The organism is bacterium (genome assembly GCA_024228115.1).
Taxonomy (GTDB): Bacteria; Myxococcota_A; UBA9160; order UBA9160; family UBA6930.
The window spans coordinates 1-1,276 of sequence record JAAETT010000204.1 but is presented as its reverse complement, the minus strand read 5'-3'; the positions used below and the strand labels follow the sequence as shown (position 1 = coordinate 1,276).

Below are 1,276 nucleotides of genomic sequence, written 5' to 3'. Positions count from 1 at the left end.
TGGTACAGGTGATGCGACCGACAGGCAGTAGCCGCTGCCTGCCGGTCTTTCACCCGGAGTCGGTAGACCGCAAACGCCTCGGTCCCTCGCGAGACCGTCAACAAGCAAGGGTCACCGCCTCCACTGCTGCAGCGAAGCTCGAACGGTTGCCAGGGCCTAAGAGCCCGTATCCAAGAGTCCGAGTTCGTTGTCAGGGAGAGTCTACCATGGGCGTTTCCGTTGGAATCGATGTCTCGAAACAACACCTCGACTGGGCACTCGGCAGTGACGCCAAGTCGCTGCGCACCCCGAACAGCGCCGCAGGGATCCGGCGCCTCGTCGATCGGCTCAGCCGCGAACAAGACCTGGACCGCATCATCGTTGAGTCCACCGGGGGCTACGAACGGGCGCTCACCGAGGCCCTTGCCAGCGCGGGCCTGCCGGTCCTCGTCGTGAACCCCTGGCGAGTCCGCCGCTTGGGCGAAGGGCTCGGCATCCTCGCGAAGACCGACGCGATCGACGCCCACGTTCTCGCGCTCTTCGGAGAACGAGCCGCCCCGCCTCTGCGGCCGATGCCGAGCTCGAGAGACCGCGAGATGGCCGATCTCGTACGGAGACGTCGTCAGCTCATTGCAATGATCGTGGCTGAAAAGAACCGTCTCGAGCACGCGACCGCTCTGGTCCGCCGCGACATTCTGGGCCTCATCAAGGTGCTGGAGCGACGCGTCGTGAAGCTCGATCAGTCCATCGACGATGCGATCGAAGCCGATGCACAGAAGGCCGACACACGTCGCCGTCTCGAAGCCGTTCCGTGTATCGGTCCCGGAATCGCACGGGCTCTCATTGTCGAGCTACCGGAGCTCGGAACGCTGGGCCGAAAGCAGATCGCATCACTCGTTGGCATCGCACCCTTCGCCAACGACAGTGGCAAGAAGTCCGGACACCGACGGATCCGAGCCGGCCGCTCGGGACCCCGGACTGCGCTCTACCTTGCCGCGATGAACGCGTCCCGCTTCAACCCCGTGCTCAAGCCGATGTACGAACGGTTGATCGCAGCTGCAAAGCCACCGAAGGTCGCCTACATCGCGATCGCCAGAAAGCTCCTCACGATCGTCAACGCCATGGTTCGAGACGGAACCGAGTGGCAGCACAGCCCGGCCTAACAGGGTGCTGAAATTTGGTGCCGGTTGGCGCCAGAAAGGCCGAAAGCGGGGGTTTCGATGGCGCTCTGTGCTTGGCTTCCGGTTTCCTCTGCCAAGGATCCCAAGATCGCTTGCTGAGTAGCAAGGGAGTCACG

Annotated in this window: 1 protein-coding gene; it reads left to right on the top strand. The window is 63.5% G+C overall.

The genetic code is table 11. The annotated features are described in order from the left end of the window. The first annotated feature begins 206 nt into the window (after nt 1-206). Nucleotides 207-1,142, top strand: a complete 936-nt coding sequence (locus GY937_09755; protein MCP5056994.1) for an IS110 family transposase — start codon at nt 207-209, stop codon at nt 1,140-1,142. Nucleotides 1,143-1,276: the final 134 nt, after the last annotated feature.